The organism is Micromonospora sp. NPDC049282 (assembly GCF_043197045.1).
Classification (GTDB): Bacteria; Actinomycetota; Actinomycetes; order Mycobacteriales; family Micromonosporaceae; genus Micromonospora.
Window position 1 is genome coordinate 1 of the sequence record NZ_JBICSL010000003.1, and the last position, 14,938, is coordinate 14,938.

16 protein-coding genes and 1 pseudogene are annotated in these 14,938 nt (G+C 72.8%); 11 read left to right on the forward strand and 6 right to left on the reverse strand.

From position 1 onward, the window contains the following. Window positions 1-125: 125 nt before the first annotated feature. From ACGFI2_RS06475 to ACGFI2_RS06485, 3 genes are all read right to left on the reverse strand, one after another. Window positions 126-884 (reverse strand): VOC family protein, encoded by a 759-nt coding sequence (locus ACGFI2_RS06475; protein ID WP_393511658.1) that lies wholly within the window; start codon window positions 882-884, stop codon window positions 126-128. Between the two features lie 94 nt (window positions 885-978). Beyond that, complete coding sequence (locus tag ACGFI2_RS06480) at window positions 979-1,716, reverse strand: ABC transporter permease (RefSeq protein ID WP_393511661.1); 738 nt, start codon at window positions 1,714-1,716, stop codon at window positions 979-981. 9 nt (window positions 1,717-1,725) lie between these two features. Continuing rightward, window positions 1,726-2,613: an ABC transporter ATP-binding protein gene (locus ACGFI2_RS06485; RefSeq protein ID WP_393511664.1), complete on the reverse strand. Its 888-nt coding sequence runs from the start codon at window positions 2,611-2,613 to the stop codon at window positions 1,726-1,728. A gap of 148 nt (window positions 2,614-2,761) precedes the next feature. On the opposite strand from ACGFI2_RS06485, the gene ACGFI2_RS06490 reads away from it, so the two are divergent. Genes ACGFI2_RS06490 through ACGFI2_RS06505 form a run of 4 tightly spaced genes read left to right on the forward strand, consistent with a single transcriptional unit; the run spans window position 2,762 to window position 4,985 of the window. Continuing rightward, a complete protein-coding gene (locus ACGFI2_RS06490) occupies window positions 2,762-3,082 on the forward strand; it encodes a type VII secretion target (RefSeq protein ID WP_393511667.1) in 321 nt (106 codons plus the stop codon). 9 nt (window positions 3,083-3,091) lie between these two features. After that, window positions 3,092-4,018: a WXG100 family type VII secretion target gene (locus ACGFI2_RS06495; protein ID WP_393511670.1), complete on the forward strand. Its 927-nt coding sequence runs from the start codon at window positions 3,092-3,094 to the stop codon at window positions 4,016-4,018. A gap of 9 nt (window positions 4,019-4,027) precedes the next feature. After that, on the forward strand, window positions 4,028-4,381 hold the full coding sequence (locus ACGFI2_RS06500; RefSeq protein ID WP_091062885.1) for a YbaB/EbfC family nucleoid-associated protein: 354 nt from the start codon (window positions 4,028-4,030) through the stop codon (window positions 4,379-4,381). 4 nt (window positions 4,382-4,385) lie between these two features. Continuing rightward, window positions 4,386-4,985, forward strand: coding sequence for a hypothetical protein (locus ACGFI2_RS06505; protein WP_393511674.1), 600 nt, complete (start codon window positions 4,386-4,388; stop codon window positions 4,983-4,985). A 14-nt stretch (window positions 4,986-4,999) separates the two neighbouring features. Here ACGFI2_RS06505 and ACGFI2_RS06510 read toward each other — a convergent pair whose 3' ends face one another. Next, window positions 5,000-7,045, reverse strand: coding sequence for a HelD family protein (locus ACGFI2_RS06510; protein WP_393511677.1), 2,046 nt, complete (start codon window positions 7,043-7,045; stop codon window positions 5,000-5,002). A 535-nt stretch (window positions 7,046-7,580) separates the two neighbouring features. Between ACGFI2_RS06510 and ACGFI2_RS06515 the strand changes: the two are divergent. Both ACGFI2_RS06515 and ACGFI2_RS06520 read left to right on the forward strand, forming a co-directional pair. Further along, a pseudogene (locus ACGFI2_RS06515) lies at window positions 7,581-7,799 on the forward strand (ArsR/SmtB family transcription factor); the annotation flags it as partial. Window positions 7,800-8,036: 237 nt separating this feature from the next. Then, complete coding sequence (locus ACGFI2_RS06520) at window positions 8,037-8,888, forward strand: menaquinone biosynthetic enzyme MqnA/MqnD family protein (protein WP_393511680.1); 852 nt, start codon at window positions 8,037-8,039, stop codon at window positions 8,886-8,888. A gap of 16 nt (window positions 8,889-8,904) precedes the next feature. On the opposite strand, the gene ACGFI2_RS06525 is transcribed toward ACGFI2_RS06520, so the two are convergent. Together ACGFI2_RS06525 and ACGFI2_RS06530 are read right to left on the reverse strand one after the other, a co-directional pair. Continuing rightward, entirely contained in the window at window positions 8,905-9,840 is a 936-nt protein-coding gene (locus ACGFI2_RS06525; protein WP_393511683.1) for a hypothetical protein, read from the reverse strand. After that, entirely contained in the window at window positions 9,840-10,832 is a 993-nt protein-coding gene (locus ACGFI2_RS06530; protein WP_393511686.1) for a hypothetical protein, read from the reverse strand. Before ACGFI2_RS06530 ends, ACGFI2_RS06525 begins: the two co-directional genes overlap by 1 nt. Before the next feature lie 372 nt (window positions 10,833-11,204). Here ACGFI2_RS06530 and paaA point away from each other — a divergent pair, with 372 nt between their 5' ends. From paaA to paaE, 5 genes are read left to right on the forward strand one after another with little or no spacing between them, the layout of a single operon-like run. Then, window positions 11,205-12,272, forward strand: coding sequence for a 1,2-phenylacetyl-CoA epoxidase subunit PaaA (paaA, locus tag ACGFI2_RS06535; RefSeq protein WP_393511689.1), 1,068 nt, complete (start codon window positions 11,205-11,207; stop codon window positions 12,270-12,272). Further along, window positions 12,269-12,613 (forward strand): 1,2-phenylacetyl-CoA epoxidase subunit PaaB, encoded by a 345-nt coding sequence (paaB, locus tag ACGFI2_RS06540; RefSeq protein WP_393511692.1) that lies wholly within the window; start codon window positions 12,269-12,271, stop codon window positions 12,611-12,613. The genes paaA and paaB overlap by 4 nt, the downstream gene beginning before the upstream one ends. Then, on the forward strand, window positions 12,610-13,332 hold the full coding sequence (paaC, locus tag ACGFI2_RS06545; protein ID WP_393511695.1) for a 1,2-phenylacetyl-CoA epoxidase subunit PaaC: 723 nt from the start codon (window positions 12,610-12,612) through the stop codon (window positions 13,330-13,332). The genes paaB and paaC overlap by 4 nt, the downstream gene beginning before the upstream one ends. Continuing rightward, window positions 13,329-13,805, forward strand: coding sequence for a 1,2-phenylacetyl-CoA epoxidase subunit PaaD (gene paaD, locus ACGFI2_RS06550; RefSeq protein ID WP_393511698.1), 477 nt, complete (start codon window positions 13,329-13,331; stop codon window positions 13,803-13,805). Before paaC ends, paaD begins: the two co-directional genes overlap by 4 nt. Next, window positions 13,802-14,929: a 1,2-phenylacetyl-CoA epoxidase subunit PaaE gene (gene paaE, locus ACGFI2_RS06555; RefSeq protein WP_393511701.1), complete on the forward strand. Its 1,128-nt coding sequence runs from the start codon at window positions 13,802-13,804 to the stop codon at window positions 14,927-14,929. Before paaD ends, paaE begins: the two co-directional genes overlap by 4 nt. Window positions 14,930-14,938 lie beyond the last annotated feature (9 nt).

Consider the following 14,938-nt stretch of genomic DNA (forward strand, 5'->3'; position numbering starts at 1 on the left):
TCTTCGGTTGTCCTCACAAACCATCGATGATCAACGCGGTGGCCGTCTTCATGCCCACGCCACGCTCAACGCCGAAGCCAAGTGACGTTGGAGTATTAACCCCTCCTTACACGCGGGCGGGCGGGTCAGCGGAGGGTGGAGATGGAGAAGAGGCCGCCCTGGGGGTCGCGCAGGGCGGCGGACCGGCCGGCCGGGTTGTCGCGGGGTGGAACGAGGATGGTGCCGCCCAGCTCGGCGGCCCGCGCCGCGGTGGCGTCGGTGTCCTCCACCCCGAAGTAGACCGTCCAGTACGCCGGCAGATCCGCCGGCGGCGGCTCGGACTGCGGCAGCATGCCGGCGACGATGCGGGCGCCGCAGCGCCACCCGACGTAGGGGATCGACCCGGCCGGCCGCTCCTCGGCGTGCCAGCCGAAGACCAGCGCGTAGAACTCCCTCGCCCCGTCCGGGTCGGGGGTGACCAGCTCGTTCCAGCACATCGCGCCGGGAGCGTTGAACAGCTCGGCGCCGCGCATCGCCATCGGCTGCCAGACGCTGAACACCGCGCCGGCCGGATCGGCGAGCACCGCCATCCGCCCCTGCCCGCTGACGTCGAACGGCGACACCAGCACCTGTCCGCCGGCCGCCTCCACCCGGGTGGCGACCAGATCGGCGTCGTCGGTGGCCACGTACGTGGACCAGATCGGCACCTGGTCCGGTGTGGCCGGCGGCCCCGCACCGGCGACCGCCCGGCCGTCCTTGAGGAAGACGGTGTAGCCGCCGGCGTCCGGCACCGTGGAGACCCGCCCGGTCCAGCCGAACAGCTGCGGATAGAACCGTTTCGCGTCCTCCAGGCCGGTGGTGGCCAGGTCGGTCCAGCAGGGTGTGCCGGGCTCGACGCCGTTCACGGTGACCCCTCTCGCCGGGAGCGGCCCCGCTGGCCCGCCCTGCCGGCATCGTGGCACCGCCGGGTCGGCCACCGGGCCGGAACCGGACAAAAGGTCAGCTGAAGCGGCGTCCCTCGTCCCGCCGGTAGGCCCAGCCCGCGACCGCGGCGAGCACCAGCACCCAGACCGCCAGCATAACCAGCGCCTTCGGGTCGGGTTCCCAGCCGGCGACCGCCGCCCACATCAGCTCCACGGCGCCCCGGGTCGGCAGGTAGGGGGCGATCGCCTGGACGAAGCCGGGTGCCTGGTCCGGCCCGGAGAGCAGACCGCCGCCGAACGCCAGCGGGAAGAAGAGCACCTGCGCCACCACGATCGCCGCCTTGCTCGGCAGCGAGTAGCCGATCGCCAGCCCGAGCAGGGTGAACGGCACCGAGATCACGGCGACCGTGGCGAGCCCGAGCAGGAACTGCGCCGCGGTCACCCTCGCCGCGGTGGCCACCGCGGCGATCACCACCACCGGCACCATCGACAGGTAGGTCAGGACCAGGCCGGCCAGGATCCGCCCGGCCAGCCGCGGCGCCGGCCCGGCCGGCAAGGTCCGGGTGTACGGGTTCCAGGGCTGGTCGCGGTCCTCGGCGACGCCCACGCCGTACTGGAAGATGTTGGCGCTCATGGTCGCGAACGTGACCATGGCGGCGGTGGCGTAGGTGGCCCCGGTGGGGTCGTCGCCGGCGAACGGCACCACGAAGAAGAGCATCGCGGCGGCGGGGAAGAACGCGCTGCCGACCACCGCCACCGGGATCCGGACGATCTCCAGGAGCTGGTAGCGGGCGTGGACGAGGGCGAGCGGCACGGCGGCCTCCTAGGCGGGGGTGGGCGCGGGCCGGTCGTCGGCCGTGATGGCGAGGAATGCCTCCTCCAGCGAGGTGGGGCGCACCTCCAGGTCGCGGAACGCCGCCCCGGTGGCGACCAGGTCCCGGACGAGCTGGTCGGCATCGGTGGTGAGCAGGTGGACCCGCCCGTCCACGCGTTCGGTGGCGACCACCCCGGGCAGCGCCGGCAGGTCGTCGGCGACCAGGCTGACCCGGCGTACGCCGACGATGCCGCGGATCGCCGCCACCGAGTCGTCGGCGAGCACGCGACCGTGACCGATCACCACGACCCGCTGGGCCAGCGCCTCCACCTCCTCCAGGTAGTGGCTGCTCAGCAGCACGGTGCCGCCCTCGGCGTGGAAGCCGCGGATCGACTCCCAGAGCGCGTGCCGTGCCTCCACGTCCAGCCCGGTGGTCGGTTCGTCGAGCAGCACCAGCCGGGGTCGGCCGACGAACGCCAGCGCCACCGCCAGCCGGCGGCGTTGCCCGCCGGAGAGGCCGCCGGTCTGCCGGCGGACCTGGTCGGTGAGACCGAACCGTTCGAGCAGCTCACCCCGCGGCACCGGGTCGGGATGGTGCGCGGAGACGAAGTCGACCACCTCGCCGACGCGCAGCGTGCCGGGCAGCCCGGTCTCCTGCGGGGTCACCCCGAGCTGCCGCCGGCTGGCCGGGTCGCGCGGGTCGCCGCCGAGCAGCTCGACCCGGCCGGCGGTCGGCCGGCGCAGCCCCACCAGCAGATTGATCAGCGTACTCTTGCCGGCGCCGTTCGGGCCGAGCAGACCGACCAGCTCCCCGGCCCGGACGGTCAGGTCGACCCGGTCCAGGGCCAGCACCTCGCCGTAGCGGCGGCTGACCTGTTCGGCGCGGGCCAGGATCATGGCGGGGCTCCTCGGGTGGGGGGCGTGCCTCCCCTGTCTACCGTGCCCACGCCACTCGCACCGCCCCCTGCGGGGGTGCGCGCATCGCCTAGTCTGTGGACGCCGTCGACGACGGCGGTAGTTTCCGACCGGACACTGGGGAGGGTCCGTGACCAGTCCGAGCAGGAATCTCGACGTCCAGCCGGAGGCGTTGACGGCGTTCGCCGCCGCCTCCCGGGACCGGGCCACCCGGTTCCGTGAGCTGCATCGGGTGTTCCGCGACGGGCACGTGGCCCGGCACTCTTTCGGCGTGATGCCCGCGTCGTTCAGCCTGGCCGCCGCGTACGCGGAACAGTTCGAGGCCTGTCTGCAGGGGCTGGAGGAGGGCGCCGAGGTGATGGCCGACATCGCCGAGGGGATGACCGACACCGCCGACGCCTACACCGGCACCGACGTGGCGACCACCGACATGTTCACGCCGGGCGTCTGAGGGGGCGGGATGAGCACCGAGGCGCTCCAGCGCAACAAGACCTACTTCGAGCAGATCGTGTCGGGCACGCCCGACCCGTTCAAGCCGCTCTCCAACGCGGTGCTGTGGCCGTTCGAGCAGTTGCTGGAGCTGGTCGCCGGTGAGCCGGACGACCTGATGCAGGCCGCCCAGCTGGCGCTGACCACCGGCGAGGCGGTCCGGCAGATCGCCGGTGACCAGGTCGCCGACCGGGCCCGGCTGCGCGGCGCCTGGGACGGCGACGCGGCGGAGAAGTTCCACGCCTCGATGGAGTCCGTCGAGGAGGCGATCGAGGAGTTGGCCAAAGGGCTGGACGGCACCAAGGAGGTGCTGGTCGACGCCGCGAACGCGGCGGTCGAGGCGTTCAACCTGCTGGTCGAGCTGATCCTGGAGTTCCTGCTCTGGTTCCTGACCGAGGTGATCATCGCCGCGGTGGCGGCCGCGCTCAGCGCCGGCGTGACCCTGGCGGCCACCGTGGTGCGGGTGCTGGCCCGGCTGGCCACCACCGTCGGCCGCATGGTCAAGATCGTGGCGCGGTTCGCGGAGATCCTCACCAAGCTGGTCACCAAGCTGGAGAAGGTCGCCGAGCTGCTCACCCGCTACCGCAAGCTGGTGATGGAGCTGCGTAAGGCCAAGAAGGCGTACCGGGCGTGGAACAAGTCCGGCTACACGAAGGAGGCGTTCGCGTTCAAGATGAAACGGACCGCCATCCTCTTCCCCGGGAAGTTCGCCATCAACCAGGCATCCCCGGTGAACATCCCCGGCATCGGCGGGGCCCTGCTCGACACCGGGGTCGGCCTGCACGACGTCTCGGACGGCCACAAGGATCGCAACTACCTGGTGGACGGCACCTACCGCGAGGATCTCGGCCCCTACACCAGGGGCGTGCAGAACGTGTTCGACTCGATCGTGAACTGAGAGGCAGCCATGACGTTCCCGGCCCTGGACCGGATCGAGGCGCTGGCCCGCAACCTGGACGGGTGGCAGCGTGAGCTCGGCGCGCGGATGGCCGAGCTGGAGCAGAGCAGCGCCGAGGGCGCGAGCGACTCCGGCCTGGTCACGGTCGTCGCCGCGGCCGACGGCAAGATCCTCTCCACCGAGATCAATGCGCGGGCCATGCGCTTCGACTCCTACACCCTGGCCGAGGAGTTCACCGCCGCGGCGAACCGGGCCCAGGAGGCGGCCGCCGCCCGGGTGCGCGAGATCGTCGGCGAGGTGATGGGCAACGCCCCGGCCGCGGAGCGCCGCGCCGACGACGGCTACGGCCACGACCGATACTGAGCCGATGGACGAGTCCAGATACCGCGAGGCGATCGGCCGGCTCGTCGAGCCGGGCGAGCGCGTGCTGGCCCAGGCCAAGGCGGACGTCGGTGGCGGTCTCACCCCGCCACCGCCGCCCGGGCCGACGCCGACCGCCGGGCCGGGGCGGCGGACCGTCGGCTCGGTGCTGCTGAATGTGCTCCTGCCGTTGGCCACCTGGGAGCGCGGCGACCGTCTCGTCGACCTGATCGGCTGGGGGATCGCCGGGCGCGGCACGCCCGGCTCGGCCGCGTCCCGGCTGCACGGGGCGATGAACCCACCCCGGCCCGACCTGCAGGTCCGGGAGACCCTGCTCGCGGTCACCGACCGGCGGTTGCTGGTCTGCCGAACCGGCGGGGTCAAGCTGCTGGCCGGGCGCGACGCCGAGGAGCGGGCGCTCGCCGAGACCGAGGTGGCCTGGGCCGTGCCTCGCGCCGAGGTGGCGTCCGCGCGGGTCGGCTGGCACCGGCTCAACCCGAAGCGTCTGCGCCTCACCTTCGCCGACGGCTCGTGGCTCGCCTTCACCGTGCCGATCGCCGAGTCGGGCGCGCCGCTGCGCGCCGTCGCCGCCGCGCTCGCTGCCTGAGCGCCGCCGGCCGGTCAGCCGGCCAGTGGCGCGGGCAGCGGCTCGCGGTGCAGGACCGCCAGCCGGGAGACCGCCCGGGTCAGCACCACGTAGAGGCGGTGCAGGCCGCGCGGCTCGGCGGCCACGATCGCGGCCGGCTCGACGACCACCACATGGTCGTACTCCAGGCCCTTGACCAGCGTCGCCGGCACCACGGTGACGCGCGCTGCGGCCCCGACGTCGTCGACGGTCGCGGTCGTCACGCCCGCCTCGGCGAGCGCCGCGTGGAGTCGGTCCACCTCGTCGTCGGCCGCGATCACACCGACCGAGCCGTCATACGCCAACGCCGCCCGCACCTCGGCCACCGTCGCGGCGGTCAGGTCCTCGGCGGTACGCACGTCGAGCGCCCCGTCGTGGCGCAGCGACCGCGCCGCCGGCACGTCGACCGCGAGCGCGGGCAGCAGCCGGTTCGCGAACGCCACCACGGCGGCCGGCACCCGGAAGCCGACGCTCAGCGGCACCACCGCGGCGTCCGGCTTGCCCAGGTGGGTCAGGGACTCGCGCCAGTCGGTCGCCGCCCAGGGCGCGGTGCCCTGGGCCAGGTCGCCGAGGAGCGTGATCGAGCCGTGCTCGCTGCGGCGGGCGATGGCCCGGCACTGCATCGGGGAGAGGTCCTGGGCCTCGTCGACCACCACGTGGCCGAAGCCGCCGGGCCGTTCCAGCAGCCCGGCGGTCTCGTCGATGAGCACCGCGTCCGCGTCGGTCCAGCGGGTCGCCTTCGGGGTACGCCCGACCTTGCCGGCGCGGAACAGTTCCTGCTCCTCGGCGGTGAGCAGCCCGTCGGCGGCTGCGGCGAGCGCGTCGGCGTCGGTGCGCAGGAGGTGCACCAGGCCGTCCGGGGTGAGCGCCGGCCAGACCGTGTCGAGCAGGTCGGTGACCGGCTTGATCCGGCTCATCCGACGGAGCCAGGCGTCGGAGGGCGACTCGGCGCGACGGGCCTCGGCCTGGCGTTGCAGCAGCCCCACCACCCGGGCCCGGACCCGGTCCCGGCCGGTGGCGTACGGCAGGCCCTCCGCGCGGGTCTCGGCGACCACCCGGTGCAGCGGGTCGAGGCCGATCCGCCAGCGGAACGAGCCGTCCGAGACCATGATGGGCTCGGTCGGCGTACCGATGTGGGCGTCGACGGCGCGGCGCAGCACCTCGGCCATCCGGATGTCGTGCTTGAGCACGGCGGCGGCCGGCTCGTCGACCGCGCGGACCGGCACCCGGGCGACCAGGTCCTCGACCGTCGCCTGCGCGACCTCGACCTCGCCGAGCGCGGGGAGCACCGCGGCGATGTACGACAGGAACGCGCGGTTCGGCCCGACGATCAGCACACCCGACCGGCGCAGCCGCTCCCGGTGCAGGTAGAGCAGGTAGGCGGCGCGGTGCAGTCCGACCGCCGTCTTGCCGGTGCCCGGCGCGCCCTGCACGCAGATCGAGTCGGCCAGGTCGGCCCGGACCAGCTCGTCCTGCTCGGGCTGGATGGTGGCGACGATGTCCCGCATCGGGCCGACGCGCGGGCGCTCGATCTCGGCGGTGAGGATCCGGCTGGCCGTGCCGAGTTCCTCGCCCCGGTCGAGATGCTCGTCCTCGAAGCTGGTCAGCAGGCCGCCGCTGAACCCGAACCGGCGGCGCACCGCGACGCCCTGCGGGTCGCGGGCGCTGGCCCGGTAGAACGACCGGGACACCGGGGCCCGCCAGTCCAGCACCAGCGGCTCGCCCAGCTCGTCGGTGACGTGTCGCCGCCCGACGTGGTAGTCCCGCCCGGCGTGGTCGGGATCCTCGTCGCCGAAGTCCAGCCGGCCGAAGAAGAGCGGGGTGGTCGGGTCGTCGGCCAGCTCCTTGACCCGCCGGGCCATGTGCCGGCCGAGCTGCTCGGCGGTGTACGCGTCGCCGGCCACCTTGTCGCCGGTGGCGAAGAGCGCCTCGGCGCGCTCCCGCATCCGGCTCAGCGCGGCGCGGGAGGTGTTCAGGTGGGCGCGCTCGGCGACGAGTTCGGCGTCCAGGGTGGTGGTGTCTTCCAGTTCCGTTGCGGGCACTGTGAACTCCCAAGGCTCAACATGATGCTCGCTCGCGTGTCCGGGGCGGTTGGCCTGCTCCCGGCGCGGGGACGTCCGCTGCGGTGCATGCTCACCGCGGCCGTCGGGCGGTCAACCACTATACGGAACCGCTCCGCGTGCGCGCGCTCCTATTACGGCCGGAGGTCCCACCGACCGTTGACGCTGTCCGTCACTTCAAGTAGTTGGGCGGGTCTGTTACCGAGCGTGTCTGCCTCGCTCGGGTCCATGCCGCGCCCTGCGGCGCCTTTGCTCTGCAGCCATCGACGCATCGGCCGGTTGACCTGCGAGGCCGGCTTCCGGTCCGAGCCGGTCCGGGCCCCGGCCGTGACGGTACGTGCGTGCTGCGCCTATGGCTGCAGAGCAAAGGCAGCGGACATCGGTGGTCCGCTCGCAGCGAATCGTCACGTACTGTCACTTCTTGCCCGGTCGGAACGGTCGCTCGCCGTGTCGACGACGAAACCGCCACGGCGTCACCTCTCGCGCCCCGCGCCCGCCGGCGCGGGATCATGGGGGCATGACCGAGGCGCGTCCGGAACAGCACCGGGTGACCATCAGCGACCCGCAGGTGATGCGGGCACTGGCCCATCCCGCCCGTATGGCGATCATGGAACATCTCAGCGCGGGAGAGGGCGGTGCGACCGCCACCGAGTGCGCCGAGATCGCCGGCCTCTCGCCGAGCGCCACCAGCTATCACCTGCGCGAGTTGGCGAAGTTCGGCCTGGTGCGGGAGGCGGCCGAGCCCCGACCGCTGGTCGCCGGCTGCGGGGTGGCCGGTCTGCTGGTGGTCGTGGCGCTGGCCTGGCCGGTCCGCCGCGCGGTACGTGCCGAGCGGGCCGCGCCGACGCCCACCACGGCGCCCGCCGCCGGGGTGCCCGGTTAGGAGGGGCCCCTCCTTCCACCCGGTGCGGGATGGGCCACTCCGGCGGCTCCCTGCGGGGCAGGGCGCCGCCGGCGGGGATACGGTCGGGTCATGACCGACCGCATCGCCCGCCCCCGGGTGGGGCACATCCAGTTCCTCAACTGCCTGCCCATCTACTGGGGCCTGATGCGGTCCGGGGCGTTGCTCGACGTCGACCTGCACAAGGACTCGCCGGACCGGCTGAGCGCCGACCTGGTCCGCGGCGACCTCGACATCGGCCCGATCACGCTTGTGGAGTTCCTGAAGCACGCCGACGAGTTGCTGCTCCTGCCCGACCTGGCGGTCGGCAGCGACGGCCCGGTGCTCTCGGTCAACATGGTCTCCACCCGGCCGCTGGCCGAGCTGGACGGCGCCCGGGTGGCGCTGGGCTCCACCTCGCGTACCGGGGTGCTGCTGGCCCAGGTGCTGCTCGCCGAGCGCTACGGGGTGCGCCCGGAATACTTCCGCTGCCCGCCGGACCTGACCCAGATGCTGCTTGAGGCCGAGGCCGGGGTGCTGATCGGCGACGTGGCGCTGCGCGCGCTGTACGAGGCGCCCGGCAAGGGCCTCGCGGTGACCGACCTCGGGCAGGCCTGGCACGAGTGGACCGGGCTGCCCATGGTGTTCGCCGTCTGGGCGGTCCGCCGCGACTTCGCCGCCGCCCACCCGGGCCTGGTCAAGGAGGTGCACGAGGCGTTCCTGCGCTCGCGTGACCTGTGCCTGGCCGAGCTGGACCAGGTGGCCGAGGCGGCGGCCCGCTGGGAGCCGTTCGACGCGGCGACCCTGGCGACCTACTTCCGCACGCTCGACTTCTCGCTGGGCGAGCGGCAGGTGGCCGGGCTGCGCGAGTTCGCCCGCCGGGCGGCCGCGTACGGGGAGGTGCCGGCGTTGCCGCCGGGCGGACCGGAGTTCTTCCAGGGCTGAGCGCGCGGCGCGCGGCTCAGTTCGCCGGGCGCAGCAGCGCCTCGGTGATCTGCTCGCAGGCCTTCATGCCGTAGTCCCACCCGCCGACGCTGAACGGGCTGCGGACCATCACGCCCATGGTCCAGGTGTCACCGACGGCCAGGCAGTTGACGTGGTATTCCTTTTCCTTCTGTCGGTCGATCCAGCCGTTCTTGATGGCGATCTTCTTCTGCTCGGCGGCCGGGAACGCCTTACGGATGCCGAAGTCGCCGGCGCCGCGAACCAGCCGCATCTCGTTGAGCAGCCACTTCGTCCACTTCGGCCCGGCCGCCCGCCCGTCGTCGATGCAGAGGCCGAGCCGCGCGGTGTCCCGGGGGGACAGCAGCGTCCGGCTCCAGCCACCGTCGGCGGCGACCTTGCTGTCGGTCAGCTTGCAGATCGAGATCAGCCGCTTGATCGAGGCCGCGCTGCCCACGCTCTCGTAGAACTCCTGGGCCCGGGTGTTGTCGCTGTCGCGGATGATCCGCGTGGCGTCGGCGAGTTTCGCGTCGCTCGGGGTCTTGCCGTCCTCGGCGCTGCGGCGCAGGTAGTCGGCGACCACCCAGGACTTGATCAGGGACGCGGTGGTGCTGGTCTCGCCCATGTTCTTCGAGCCGATGATCTTCCCGGTGCGCTTGTCCAGCACCGACCAGGCGTACCAGCCCTTGAGGTTGAGATCGTCGAGATCCTGGGCCTGGAACGGCAGCGGCTCCAGCGACCGCGCCGGTGCGGGTGCCGGCCGGGCGTTGCGGTCGGTGGGCTGGGTGGTGGACCGCTCCCCGGTCGGGTCGGGGTGCGACGCGGCGGTCTGCCGCAACGGCGACCCGGGGACCAGCCGCAGCGAGAGGACCAGCAGGCCGACCAGGGCCACGGCCACGGCGGTGAACGCCAACGGGCGGTGGTGGCTGCCGGGCCGCCGCCGCGCGCCGGCCATCAGAGCTTCCCGACCGGCTGCTGCGGCACCTTGAGGGCAGCGCCGGGCTGCGGGGTGACGAGCTGCGTGGCGACGCTGGCACACACCTTCGAGCCGTACGACAGGCCGGCGCTGCCGGGGTAGCGCATCATCACCGCGAGGCTCCACTTGTCGGTGACGGCGAGGCAGTTGACGTGCCAGTTGCCGTCGTACGCGAGTCGGGTCCAGCCGTTCTTGATGCTCACCGGGCCCTGGGACCTGATCGAGGCCGGCAGGCCGTCGACGATGCCCCACTTGCCGCCACCGGACTTCGCCTGCTGGTTCTTGATGCTGCCCCGGACGTTGGTCATCTCGTCGAGTACCCACTCCGTCCACTTCGGCCCGGCGGCCTTGCCGTCGGCGATGCAGTCGCCGAGCCGGACCGCGTCCCGGGGGGACATCCGGGTGAAGCTCCACCAGCCCTCGTACGAGGGCACGTTGCCGGGCCTGGTGTCGGTCAGGCCGCAGATCTTGACGGCGCGCAGGAGCACCGGGTCGAGCTTGCCGTTGGGCTGCGGCTTGTAGGACCCGCCGGCCGCCCGGTAGACCAGGTTCGCCCCGTCGTCGTCGCTGTCCCGGATGGCCACGCTCGCCGCCCTCTTCAGCGCGGCGGTCGGCTCCTTGTCGCGGAGCTGGCGCAGGTAGTCCGAGACGATCCAGGTCTTCAGCATCGACTCGGTGGAGCTGGTCTGGCTCATGTTCTTCGCGCCGGTGACGGCGCCGGTCGTCCGGTCCATCAGGGCCCAGGAGAAGAACTCGCCCTTGAAGTTCACCGAGACCGGGGCGTCGGCCAGGGTCGGCGGCGGCGGCGCGGTCGGGTTGGGCGCCGGCACCTGCTCGGCCCCGGCGCCGATGCCGCCGAGGCTGGTCAGGCCGTCTCCGCCGGAGAGTTTCGCGTACGCGGCGGGCACCAGCATGCCGCCGCCGACGAGGACCGCCACGACGGCGAGCACCATGGTCACGCGAGGTCGCATGAGTGGGTGAACTCCAGATGTCTGGCCGGGGGGACCGGCGCTTGCGCAGGTGTGTCGGCTCGATCGCCACAAGGCCGGGGGACGGTGGCCTGAGCGGTGGCGATCAACGGCAGCCGATCGGTTGCCGGGGGAAGTCTACTTCCGGACCGGCCATCCGCCAGATCTCGACACCCGGCGACTCGCCGGGTGGGCGGGACATTGACCCGCTATGCCGCCCTTGGGAGGTTTCATCTTGGGCAAGTGGTCGACATCACACCAAGTTTTCCCAGGTCAGCGGCGACCACGGGGAGCATTCGCCCGGTCACCAAAGGTGTCTCGGGAATCCTGTTACACCCTCTGGTGCCATTCGTCGCGAGCTGTAACACTGGCTTCATGTATGGCAATGACTTCGCCCCGCCCGAGGACGCTCCGGGCGGCGGCCTGCTCGGCGAGGTGGAAGCCGCGGAGGCGGCGCTGCGCGAGGCGGCGGCGCGGGCCCGGCGGGGCGCTCCGGCGCCGGACGAGGACGTCGAGGCCTACTTCGCCGACGTGATCGACGCCGATCAGAAGATCGAACCCCGGGACTGGATGCCGGAGGCGTACCGCAGGACGCTGATCCGGCAGATCGCCCAGCACGCCCACTCCGAGATCATCGGCATGCAGCCGGAGGGGAACTGGATCAGCCGGGCCCCCTCGCTCAAGCGCAAGGCGATCCTGCTGGCCAAGGTGCAGGACGAGGCCGGTCACGGGCTCTACCTCTACGCGGCGGCCGAGACTCTCGGCATCAGCCGGGACGAGCTTGTGGAGCTGCTGCTCGACGGCCGGCAGAAGTACAGCTCGATCTTCAACTACCCGACTCTGACCTGGGCCGACGTCGGCGCCATCGGCTGGCTGGTGGACGGCGCGGCGATCGTCAACCAGGTGCCGCTGTGCCGCTGCTCCTACGGCCCGTACGCCCGGGCCATGATCCGGGTCTGCAAGGAGGAGTCGTTCCACCAGCGCCAGGGCTTCGAGATCCTGCACACGCTGGCCCACGGCACCGGAGCCCAGAAGGCGATGGCCCAGGACGCGGTCGACCGCTGGTGGTATCCGTCGCTGGCCATGTTCGGCCCGCCGGACGGCGACTCCACGCACAGCGCGCAGTCCATGGCCTGGAAGATCAAGCGCTTCTCCAACGACGAGCTGCGCCAGCGTTTCGTCGACATGTGCGTCGGCCAGGCGGAGGTGCTCGGCCTGACCATCCCCGACCCGGACCTGCGCTGGAACGACGAGCGTCAGGCGTACGACTACACCCAGCCCGACTACGCCGAGCTGATGCGGGTGATCAAGGGCAACGGTCCGTGCAACCGGGAGCGGATGGCGCACCGGCAGCGGGCCCACGCCGACGGCGCGTGGGTGCGGGAGGCCGCCACGGCGTACGCCGCGAAGCGGGCGGAGCGGAAGGAAGCGGTGGCGGCATGAGCGAACGCACCGAGCGAAGCGAGGGCCGTGAGGGCATGCCCGGCCAGCACGGCATGACCGGCCAGTCCTCACCCCTGTGGGAGGTCTTCGTGCGGGCCCGGCGCGGTCTGTCGCACACCCACGTCGGCAGCCTGCACGCCCCCGACGCCGAGCTGGCGCTGCGCAACGCCCGCGACCTCTACACCCGCCGCCAGGAGGGCGTCTCCATCTGGGTGGTGCCGGCGAGCGCGATCACCGCGTCCAGCCCGGACGAGAAGGACGCCTTCTTCGACCCGGCGGCCGACAAGGTCTACCGCCACCCGACGTTCTACGAGGTGCCGGACGGGGTGGCCCACCTATGACCCGGTTCGACTTCACGCTCGGCCTCGGCGACGACGCGCTGATCGCGGCGCAGCGGCTCGGCGAGTGGACCACCCGCGCGCCGGAGATGGAGGAGGACATCGCGCTGGCCAACATCGCCCTCGACCAGCTCGGCGCGGCACGGCTGCTGCTCACGTACGCGGGGGAGCTGGAGGGCGCGGGCCGGGACGAGGACGCCCTCGCCTACCTGCGCGACGACCGCGAGTTCCGCAACTGCCTGTTGGTCGAACTGCCCAACGGCGACTTCGGCGTGACCGTGGCGAAGCTGTTCCTGCTGGCCGCCTGGCAACTGCCGCTCTACACCGCGCTGGCCGGCTGCGCCGACGACCGGCTGGCCGCCATCGGCGCGAAGGCGCGCAAGGAGTCGGCCTACCACCTGGACCACGCCTCGCTCTGGATGAAGCGCCTCGGCGACGGCACCGACGAGTCGCACCGCCGCGTCCAGGACGCGGTCGACCAGGTGTGGCCGTACGTCCACGAGTTGTTCGTCGCGGACCCGGCGGCGCCTGTCGACCCGGCCAGCCTGCGGCCCGACTTCGACGCCACGGTGGCCGCGGTGCTGGACGAGGCGACGCTGACCCGTCCGGAGACGGGCTGGACGCCGGGCGGTGGCCGGGACGGCGTGCACACCGAGCACCTCTCCTACCTGCTGGCCGAGATGCAGGTGCTGCACCGCGCCCACCCGGGGGCGCGCTGGTGAACGACCCGAGGGCAGCGGCGGCGGCGGTGGTGGACCCGGAGATCCGGGTCATCACCATCGACGAGCTGGGCATCCTGCGCGAGGTCGAGCAGGAACCGGACACCGGCCGGGTCGTCGTCACCATCACCCCCACCTACACCGGCTGCCCGGCCATGGACGTGATCCGCGCGGACATCCGCCGCGCGCTCGCCGCCGCCGGCCATCCGGACTCCGAGGTCCGCACGGTCTACCGGCCGGCGTGGAGCACCGACTGGATCTCCGAGCGGGGTCGGGCCAAACTGGCCGCCGCCGGCATCGCCCCGCCCGCCCCGCGCGGCGACGACACGGTGGTCCCGCTGGCCCTGGCGGTCCGCTGCCCTCACTGCGGCTCCCCCGAGACCACGCAGATCAGCCGGTTCGGCTCCACCGCCTGCAAGGCGCTGTGGCGCTGCCGCTCCTGCTCCGAACCCTTCGACCACCTGAAGGCGCTGTGACTGTCACGATCACCCGGCCGGTCCGCCGTCGGCCGGTCTTCCACCCGCTGCCCGTCGCCGCCGTCGACCGGCTCACCGACGACTCGGTGTCGATCACCTTCGCGGTCCCCGACGAGCTGCGGGAGACGTTCGCGTTCCGTGCCGGGCAGCACCTCACGGTCCGCCGCCCAGCCGTCGCGGACGACCCGGAGGCCGAGGAGGCGCGGCGGTCGTACTCGATCAGCTCCACCCCGGACGAGCTGGCCCGCCACGGCCGGCTGCGGATCGGGGTGCGCGAGGTCCCGGGCGGGGCCTTCTCCGCGTACGCCTGCGGGGCGCTGCGCGGCGGCGACACCATCGAGGTGCTGCCGCCGCTCGGGCACTTCACCTCCGCGTTCGACCCGGACCGGGTCCGCCGGTACGGCGCGGTGGTCGCCGGTTCCGGCATCACGCCGGTGCTCGGGCTGGCCGCGACCGCGCTGGCCGTCGAGTCGAGAAGCACGTTCACCCTGGTGTACGGCAACCGCACGGCGAACACGGTGATGTTCGCCGAGGAGCTGGCCGACCTGAAGGACCGCTATCCGAGCCGGCTGCACCTGGTGCACGTGCTCTCCCGCGAGATGGGCGAGTCGGCGCTGCTCTCCGGCCGGATCGACGCCGCTCGGCTGACCCGGCTGCTCGACACCGTGGTGCCGGGCGACGAGATCGAGGAGTGGTTCCTCTGCGGCCCGTACGGGATGGTGGAGGACGCCAAGGCGGTGCTGGCCGGGCGCGGGGTGCCCGACAAGGCGGTGCACACCGAGCTGTTCCACGTGGACTCGGCGGCGGAACCGGCGCGCCGGCCGGTCGAGCGGCCCGGCGTCGAGGCCGGCACCGAGGTGACGCTGGTGCTGGACGGGCGTTCGTCGAGCTTCACCATGGGTCGCGACGAGCGGGTGCTGGACGCGGCGCTGCGGGTCCGGGGCGAACTGCCGTACGCCTGCAAGGGCGGGGTCTGCTCGACCTGCCGCGCCCGGGTCACCGAGGGTGAGGTGACCATGGCGCGCAACTACGCCCTGGAGCCGGACGAGGTGGCCGCCGGTTACGTCCTGACCTGCCAGTCCAGCCCGGTGACCGACAGGCTGACGGTCGACTACGACGCGTGACATGTAGAA

Excerpts from the sequence above, each read along its gene's own strand:
- ACGFI2_RS06485 (WP_393511664.1), bottom strand. The coding sequence starts at position 2,613 with ATGATCCTGGCCCGCGCCGAACAGGTCAGCCGCCGCTACGGCGAGGTG.
- ACGFI2_RS06495 (WP_393511670.1), top strand. The coding sequence starts at position 3,092 with ATGAGCACCGAGGCGCTCCAGCGCAACAAGACCTACTTCGAGCAGATC.
- ACGFI2_RS06500 (WP_091062885.1), top strand. The coding sequence starts at position 4,028 with ATGACGTTCCCGGCCCTGGACCGGATCGAGGCGCTGGCCCGCAACCTG.
- ACGFI2_RS06505 (WP_393511674.1), top strand. The coding sequence starts at position 4,386 with ATGGACGAGTCCAGATACCGCGAGGCGATCGGCCGGCTCGTCGAGCCG.
- ACGFI2_RS06520 (WP_393511680.1), top strand. The coding sequence starts at position 8,037 with ATGACCGACCGCATCGCCCGCCCCCGGGTGGGGCACATCCAGTTCCTC.
- ACGFI2_RS06525 (WP_393511683.1), bottom strand. The coding sequence starts at position 9,840 with ATGGCCGGCGCGCGGCGGCGGCCCGGCAGCCACCACCGCCCGTTGGCG.
- ACGFI2_RS06530 (WP_393511686.1), bottom strand. The coding sequence starts at position 10,832 with ATGCGACCTCGCGTGACCATGGTGCTCGCCGTCGTGGCGGTCCTCGTC.
- paaA (WP_393511689.1), top strand. The coding sequence starts at position 11,205 with ATGTATGGCAATGACTTCGCCCCGCCCGAGGACGCTCCGGGCGGCGGC.
- paaB (WP_393511692.1), top strand. The coding sequence starts at position 12,269 with ATGAGCGAACGCACCGAGCGAAGCGAGGGCCGTGAGGGCATGCCCGGC.
- paaC (WP_393511695.1), top strand. The coding sequence starts at position 12,610 with ATGACCCGGTTCGACTTCACGCTCGGCCTCGGCGACGACGCGCTGATC.